Source organism: Elioraea tepidiphila DSM 17972 (assembly GCF_000378465.1).
GTDB lineage: Bacteria > Pseudomonadota > Alphaproteobacteria > Acetobacterales > Acetobacteraceae > Elioraea > Elioraea tepidiphila.
This window is the reverse complement of the sequence record NZ_KB899935.1, coordinates 68,827-76,739: the sequence shown is the minus strand read 5'-3', so window position 1 is coordinate 76,739 and position 7,913 is coordinate 68,827. Positions and strand designations below refer to the sequence as shown.

The following is a 7,913-nucleotide window of genomic DNA, read 5'->3' as shown; positions in this document are numbered from 1 at the left end:
AGCAGCATGCGGAAGTAGCGCCCCGGCGGCAGCGAGGGACGGCCGCGCCGCTCCGCGTAGTGCGCCGCGCACAGCCCCTCGACGAAGCCGTCGAACCCGGCCGCGACGAGTTCGACCTGCAGCCGGTCGTAGAACGCATGTCCCGGTGAGCGTGGCATCTCCGACCACGCCACCAGCATCTCCGACTGTCGATCCCGCTGCCGCCCCAGCGCCATCCGACACCTGCCGCCGCCTGCCCCAGGTGTCAGAATCAGGCCGCGCCGCATTCGTCAACGGGCTGCTAGGGCCGACGCGCTAGCACCGCTCCGCGCACGGCTCGGTCGTCCGATCCGAGAGCGTGAGGTGCTCCGTGTCGCGGCCACCATCACACATGTCGACCCAAAGGACGCAATACAGACCGCAAGACGTGATGTGCTAAACTGGGCCCAGCAACGTTGTGGCGGAGCACTGCCAAAGTCGGCCTGGGATGGCGAAGGTTTCGAGTATTTTGCTGCTGGCCGAACCACACTCGGTGCCCGCCTAACCGACAACGCGGTCGAGCTGTGGGCACTGCGGGGCGACGATCCGGACAAGACAGTTCCGGGGCGCATTTGGACCACTGAGATCGCGATCGGCCGACAGGACGGGGAACTCCCGCATCTCAGCGTACGGCTGCTGGTGGCGTCTCCTGAGGAGGAGCCCGACTTCGTCCCTGCGGTGCCCAGACTGGTGCGGCAGATCGCGGCGGACTGCGGGCTTTCGGCGGGCGGCTTCCCGCTGTCCGACGTTCCTCGGCGTGTCAGTTCTGATGAGGATCTGGCGGTACTCATCGACGTGCTTGAGGCTCCTTCGCGGCGTCTCCCCGTGTTCGTGGCTTCCGGTGACGAACGGGCCCTCGATCCGGCTCGGCCGTTGATCGATGTGGACACCCTTGCACGTGCGACCATCGGCCTCGCGCACGTTGTCGTCCTGCCTGCGCCCTTCACCTATGGGCTTTCCGACGCTTTCGGCAAAGTGCGCTCCTGCTACCACGGAGCGGTTCGAGTTTATTTGCCTGGCTTCGATTCAGCCTCTGATCCCTATGAGCATCCGCTCACCCTCGGCGAGTTTGCGCTGCGCGACTCCGCTGCGATTGTTGCTGGGCTGCAACAATTCGCTGCGAAAGAGAGCCTACGTCGCGCACGGCTCGGCCAAGATGTCCTTGCCTTTGCGTCCGTGCGCAGCGCAGCGCTTCAGATTCAGCAGGAAACCAAGGCGTCTTCCCGAACTAGCGAGGCTGACCGGCTCGCGGACGCTCTCCAGCAGATTGAGGCGCTTCGCGCGGATCTGGCAGAGAAGCAGGCCGAGGCTGAGACCAATTTCGATCTCGCACACCAGGAAGAGGAGCGCGCTAAGGCTGCCGAGACGCAACTACACAATGCCCGGGAACGCATACGGCAACTCGAAGCTCACCTTGTTTCTCGCGGCGAAAGAGTGGACGAAGGTGTTCAGCTGCCGGGCAGTTGGAGCGAATTCGTCGACTGGTGCGACCAGACGCTAATTGGGCGCGTTGTGCTGGCTCCAGCGGCGCGGCGGGGCATCAGGAAAGCGGAGTTCGAGAACGTGGCGCTTGCTGCGCAATGCGTCCTTTGGCTGGCCACTGAATGCCGCGACCGTCGCTTGAATGGCGGCGGCACACTTTCCAACGTTGTCATAGCGGCCGGCATCGAGAACGCGCCCTGCGGAGAGGACACCTTCAGGTTTGAGTTCCAAGGCCGACGCTTGGAAGCCGATTGGCATGTCAAGAACGGCGGTAACACGCGCGATCCCAAACGCTGCCTGCGCATCTATTACGCGTGGGACGAGATCACGCAACAGATTGTGGTCGCCGAAATGCCTGCCCATCGCCGGACAGGAGCGTCCTAGTTTTCGGCTCCGCCCAGCGAACAAAAAGGGCCGCGCTGGTTGCCCGGCGCGGCCCCAGAACGGTCAGCCGAACCCGATCAGCGGATCGGCGGCGAATACATCAGCCCGCCCTTGGTCCAGAGGTCGTTGATGCCCCGCTGGATGCCGAGCGGCTTGACGTTGCGGTCGAAGCTCTCGCCGTAGTTCCCGACCTGCTTGACGATGTTGTAGGCCCAGCGGTTGTCCACACCGAGCATCTCGCCGAGCCCGCCCGTCGCGCCGACGAAGCGCTGGATCGCCGGATTGGTGCTGTTCATGTGCTGGTCGATGTTGGCGGAGGTGAGCCCAAGCTCCTCGGCCTCGATCATCGCGAAATGCGCCCAGCGCACGAGGTCGGCCCAGCGGTTGTCGCCGTGCCGCACCACGGGGCCGAGCGGCTCCTTCGAGATCACCTCGGGCAGGATCACGTACTCCTCCGCCCGCGGGCCCTGGCTCGCGCGCACGCTCGCCAGCCCCGAGACGTCGGTGGTCAGGGCGTCGCAGCGGCCGGCGAAGAAGGCGGCGTTCACCTCCTCGAGCCGCTCGATCACGACCGGCGTGAAGCGCATGTTGTTGGCGCGGAACCAGTCGGTCAGGTTCAGCTCGGTGGTGGTGCCGGGCTGCACGCAGACGGTGGCGCCGTTCAGCTCCTTGGCGGAGTTCACGCCGAGCGCGCGCTTCACCATGAAGCCCTGGCCGTCATAGAAGTTGACGCCGACGAAATCGAGGCCGAGCGAGGTGTCGCGGCTCAGGGTCCAGGTCGTGTTGCGGCTCAGCATGTCGACCTCGCCGGACTGCAGCGCGGTGAAGCGCTGCTGCGCGGTGGTCGGCACATAGCGGACCTTGGAGGCGTCGCCGAACATGGCCGCGGCGACCGCGCGGCAGAGATCGACATCGAGGCCGCGCCACACGCCCTGGCTGTCGGGGGCGGCGAAGCCGGCGAGGCCGGTGTTGACGCCGCAGTTGATGGTGCCGCGCGCCTTGATCGCGTCGAAGGTCGCGGCCGACTGGGCGTGGGCGAGATCGGCCGAGGCCGCAAGTGAGAGGGCGGCGGCCGCTGCCGTCGCCATGATCCCGTGGATGCGCATGCTGCGCTCCTCCTCCCTGCTCTGGGGTTCCGCGGGCGCGGAGGGTCCGCGCCCTTCCCCTGCTACCTAGGCCGGCACAGTGAAACGATCAACGGGGGCGTCCGCCGATCACCGGCGGTTGCTACCGGGGCGCGACCATCGCCTGGGCAAGACGGCGCGAGACGGCGCGGGCGCAGGTCTCGAACACGCCGAGGTCGCGCCAGGGATCCTCGGCCGCCGCCGAGGCGCGCACGAACACCCCGCCGGCCGCGGCGATGCCCCCCTCCAGCATCAGGTTGTCGGACAGGCCGAAATCCTCGATGTCGAGGCCATCGGGCCGTTCCAGCGCGCGCGCGGCGTAGTCCCGCGGGTCGTTGGTGTAGGCGTAGAGCCCGAGGCCGAGCCCGCGCGCGAAGCCGAGCTCATAGACGGTGCCGGCATCGGCCGAGGCGCCGCGGAACGGGGTCAGGTTGGCGACCAGGGCGATGCAGGATCGGATCAGCGCCTCGTTGCCGGCGGAGATCGCGAAGGCGCGCTTCATCGCATCCTCGGCCGCCGGGGCCGGGGCGTCGATCAGGGGCGCGACCGCCACCAGGCCGAGCCGGGCACAGATCGCCTTCTTGCGCGCGAGCACGGCCTCGGCATCCGGCAGGAACACCTCGGGCCCCGCCAGATAGACCCGGGGGGAGTCGGAGGCGGTGGCGGGGAGGTTCACGGGGACGCTCAATGGAGCCGCGCGGGCCGGCCCAGCTCGCGCTGGACGATCACGAGGGTGACGCCGTCATCGGCCGGCTCGATCGCCTTCTCGCCGGCCTTGGGCAGCGGCACGCCGGCGAGCCGGCACCAGCCGACCAGCACGGCCGTGAGTTCCTCGGCATCCAGGGAGCAGTCGCGGAAGGTGCCGCCGGCGCGGCGCCAGCGGGCGACCACCACGGCCTCGTCCGCGGCATCGTCCGGCCCGGCCATGCGCACGCTGTCGAGCTCGGCGTCAGGCATTTCGGCACGGATCAGGCTGGCGATGGTCGCGCGCACGGCCTCGGCGATCATCTCGGTGCCGAAGTCGATCCGGCGGTATTCCTTGACCCGGAGCATCGCGCAACCCTCCGTTGTTGCGTCAACGATGCGTCAAAGCATCGTTAGCGATCAACCTACCTGTAGTTGTAGAGTCATCCGGCCTCGGCACGCCAGCGTTTTCGCAGCCGTGCGCTCGCCCCCTGCCGGAGACTGCGCTCGATATACCCGTTCAGGGTCTCCTGCACCGCCCGCGCGGACTCCGCCTCACCATATGTTGCCGGCCATTTCTGCGCCAGCCAAAGATACGCGGTGCAGAGCTTTGCGGCGCGTTCCGCCTCGGCCAGATCGGCCGGATCGCCGGCCAGCCGGCGCGCCAGCAGCCGCCGCGGCAGGGCGGGGGCCGCCACCGACGCGGCATGGGCGTGCCGCCGCGCCCAGGCGAGCAGGGCCTGGCTGGCGGCGCGGTCGCGCAGGTCCACGGGGCATCCCAGATAGCCGAGACTGTCCTTGAGACTGAGACGTGCCGCGGCGGCAATCTCGGCAATCGAGAAGGCGTCTTCGAGCCGTGAGAGCGCGAACCCGGCGCCCGGCCAGCGGAACCGTTCCGCCACCGCGGTCAGCACACGCAAGAGCGACGGCGCGCCGAGACGCCGGCCGATCTCCAGCAACTGGCTCTCGCGCGGCAGCACCCGCATCGGCCCCTCCAGCGCCGGCGGGGGGTGCTCGATCGCGCTTGCGATCGGCTCGGGATCCTCGCCCTCCAGCACGCCGACGAAGCCCTCGGGGTAGTGGCCGAAGCGCCCCGCCCGGCCGGCGATCTGCCGGATCAGGTGCGGGCCGAGGCCCCCATACTTCGTGGTGGCGGCGAACAGGATGCGGCGGATCGGCAGGTTGAGCCCCATGCCGACCGCGTCGGTGGCGACCAGAACCGGCGCGGTGCCGTCGCGGAACCGCTCGGCCTCGGCCCGGCGCACCTCCGGGCCGAGCGCGCCATACACCATCGCCGGCGGGCGGCCGCGCGCGATCAGACCCTCGCGCAGCGCGAAGGCATCGCGGCGCGAGAAGCAGACGATCGCATCCCCGGGCTCCGTGCGCGCGAGCGGCACGGGCCGGCGCAGCACCGAGAGCGGCACCATGCGCTCGAAGCGCCGCAGTTCGACCGGTTCGCCGGTCAGCCCCGCGAGGCGGCGGATCAGGGGCTCGGCTTCGGGCGCGCCGGCGAGCACCAGCGTCTTGGCCGGGCAGCCGACCACCGCCTGGGTCCAGGCCCAGCCGCGATCCTCGTCCGCCAGCATCTGCACCTCGTCCACCACCGCGACCGGCACGGGGGTGGAGAGGTCGGCCATCTCGACGGTGGCGGAGAGGTGCGTGTCGCCCGGCCGGACGCGCCGCTCCTCGCCGGTGAGCAGGCTCGCCGAGACGCCCCGTTCGGCCAGCCGCTCCTGCCCCTCCCAGGCGAGCAGGCGGAGGGGGGCGAGATAGGCCCCGCGCGGGGCGGCGGCGAGCAGGTCGAAGGCGGCGTGGCTCTTGCCCGAGTTGGTGGGGCCGAGGAAGGCGAGGATGCGGCGCCGCATCGCCCGGGCCGCGGTGAAGGAGGCGACCCAGCGCGCGAGCGTCAGCGCGGCCACCACCTCGCCCTCGTGGCGATGGCGCGCGCGCGCGTGCAGTTCGCCCAGGCGCTGGCGGCGCCAGTCCTCGAGCCGCGCCTCGGCGCGCGCCCGTTCGGGATGGGTCATCGCGCCCTCGTCCTCGGCGCGCTTGAGCCGGCCGCGGATCGCCTCGGCCAGGATCGAGACGAGCGCGATGTCGTCGAGCTCCGGATCGGCGGCGAGGGCCGCGAGCCCGGCGGCGATGTCCTCGCGCCGCACCGGCACGCGCAGCCCCGCGAGCAGCGCATCGAGCCGGTGACGGCCAGGCGGGGGATGCACGGTCACGTGAGGGGCGTGCCGGATCGCGGGGTTTGCTGTCAACGTCGATCGGGCGGTTGACCTAATTCGTTACTTTATCGTATCGTCAGCGTCCAGGCGACAGGGGAGAGGGCGATGCCGGACGGATCAGGGCTTGCGCGCTGGATCGACGCCTACCCGATGTGCATGCCCGCGCCGCCGCCCGGGACCTTCGAGCTCGGGCTCTGCATGGCCGGCGCGGTCTCGGCCGGGGCCTATACCGCCGGCGTGCTCGACCTGCTGGTCGAGGCGCTCGACGCCTTCGAGGCCGAGAAGGCGCGCCGTCGTGCCGCCGGTGACGCCCCCTTGCACGACGTGCGGCTTTCGGTGCTGGGCGGCGCCTCGGCGGGCGGGATGTGCGCGGCACTCGGGGCGGTCTTCCTCGACGCCGGGTTCCCGCATGTCACACCGGGCGCTGACGACGACGCCAAGGCGGGCAACCCGCTCTACGACGCCTGGGTCCGGCGCATCGACATGCGCCATCTGCTCGGTGTCGATGACCTCGCGGATGGCGAGCTCCGCTCGGCGCTCGACTGCACGGTGCTCGACGAGATCGTCGAGGCGCTGGTCGACCAGCGCGGGTCGATGCCGAACGCCGAGCGCTCCTGGCTCGCCGACCGGCTGGCGGTCGTGCTGACGCTGGCGAACCTGAGGGGTGTGCCCTATGCGCTGAAGTTCGGCGGCGAGGGGTTCGCCCACTTCATGTGGCGCCATGCCGACTACATGCGCTTCGGCGTGCCGAAGGGGCTGGGCGCCGCCGCCGGCACCTCCGGCATGCCCGATGAGACCGTGCTCGATCGCACGCGGCCGCGCGGCGATCCGCTGCGCGAGCTGTTCAAGGCCGTCGCGCTCGGCACGGGCGCCTTCCCGGTCGCGCTGCGGCCCCGCGTGATCCGCCGCCCGTGCGGCGACTACGAGTTCCGCGCGCTCCTGCATCCGCGCTCGCGTCTGGCGGAGGAGCCGGGTGCGCCGGTCGATCCGCTGCCGATCTGGGCGGAGGAGTGCAGGCCGGATTGGGAGCCGGATGCGCCCGGCGAGTACGCGATGCTGTGCGTCGATGGCGGCGCGATGGACAACGAGCCGCTAGAGCTGGTCCGGCGCGCGCTTGCCGGCTGGAACGGCCGGAACCCCCGCAAGGGAAGCGAGGCGAACCGCGCGGTGCTGCTGGTCGACCCGTTCCCGAACAAGGATCAGCCGGGGCCGGGCGAGGAGGCGGGGCTGCTGAAGGCCGTGCTGCCGCTGTTCAACGCGCTCGTGCGGAACGCGCGCTTCAAGGCCGAGGATCTCGCGCTGGCGGCCTCGCCCGATTCCTACAGCCGGTTCCTGATCGCGCCCTCACGCGGGGCGACGTGGCGCGCGCCCGGCGCGATCGCCTCCGGGTATCTCGGCGGCTTCATGGGCTTCCTCAGCGAAGCCTACCGGCACCACGACTTCATGCTGGGGCGGCGCAACGCGCGCTCGTTCCTGCGCCGGCATCTGGTGCTGCCGATGGGCAATGCGCTGTTCCAGGGCGGGCGCTGGAGCGATGCGGACCGCGGCCGCCATCTCGTCCGTCGCACGCCGGACGGGCTGGAGGATCACCTGCCGATCATTCCGCTGTTCGGCCGGCTGGCGCCGCGTCCGGACGCGGCCGAGGACGATGCGGTCGAGCCGATGCCCCGATGGCCGGCCGGGGCCTTCCAGGCCAAGGATGTCGAGGAGCCGATCCGTCGGCGCGCGCACCGTGTGGCCGAGCTGGTCTACGACCAGTTCGTCGTCGGCACGCTCGACCGGATCGCGCGCGAGAACACGGACAAGATCATCGCCAGCCAGTCATGGTGGCTGCGCGGTCCGCTGCGTCTCGGCCGGCGCATCGTCGAGCCGCGGGTCGCCCCGAAGATCGAGGAGGTGCTGCGCAGCGCACCGGCGCAGTACGTCACGCGGGCGGCCGTCGCGCAGATCGCGCAGGCAGTGCGCGAACTCGACAAGGCGGAGCTCGCGTGAA

General features: G+C 70.5%; 6 protein-coding genes. 2 read left to right on the top strand and 4 right to left on the bottom strand.

What is annotated here, in order from left to right; genetic code table 11:
- Positions 1–342: 342 nt before the first annotated feature.
- Positions 343–1,884: a hypothetical protein gene (locus tag F563_RS0117855; RefSeq protein WP_156825250.1), complete on the top strand. Its 1,542-nt coding sequence runs from the start codon at positions 343–345 to the stop codon at positions 1,882–1,884.
- A gap of 77 nt (positions 1,885–1,961) precedes the next feature.
- On the opposite strand, the gene F563_RS0117850 is transcribed toward F563_RS0117855, so the two are convergent.
- The 4 genes from F563_RS0117850 to F563_RS23180 all read right to left on the bottom strand — a co-directional run bounded on the left by F563_RS0117850 (position 1,962) and on the right by F563_RS23180 (position 5,917).
- The gene (locus F563_RS0117850) at positions 1,962–2,990 is read right to left on the bottom strand and encodes an amino acid ABC transporter substrate-binding protein (protein ID WP_019016059.1); all 1,029 of its coding nucleotides are present in this window, start codon (positions 2,988–2,990) and stop codon (positions 1,962–1,964) included.
- Between the two features lie 121 nt (positions 2,991–3,111).
- Positions 3,112–3,684 (bottom strand): nucleoside 2-deoxyribosyltransferase, encoded by a 573-nt coding sequence (locus F563_RS23185; RefSeq protein WP_019016058.1) that lies wholly within the window; start codon positions 3,682–3,684, stop codon positions 3,112–3,114.
- Between the two features lie 8 nt (positions 3,685–3,692).
- Positions 3,693–4,061 (bottom strand): hypothetical protein, encoded by a 369-nt coding sequence (locus F563_RS0117840; protein WP_019016057.1) that lies wholly within the window; start codon positions 4,059–4,061, stop codon positions 3,693–3,695.
- Positions 4,062–4,135: 74 nt separating this feature from the next.
- Positions 4,136–5,917 carry a helicase-related protein gene (locus F563_RS23180; protein ID WP_019016056.1) on the bottom strand — a complete coding sequence of 594 codons (1,782 nt, stop codon included), beginning with the start codon at positions 5,915–5,917 and terminating at the stop codon, positions 4,136–4,138.
- A 108-nt stretch (positions 5,918–6,025) separates the two neighbouring features.
- Here F563_RS23180 and F563_RS24115 point away from each other — a divergent pair, with 108 nt between their 5' ends.
- Positions 6,026–7,912 (top strand): patatin-like phospholipase domain-containing protein, encoded by a 1,887-nt coding sequence (locus tag F563_RS24115; protein WP_019016055.1) that lies wholly within the window; start codon positions 6,026–6,028, stop codon positions 7,910–7,912.
- The last annotated feature ends 1 nt before the right edge of the window (position 7,913 follow it).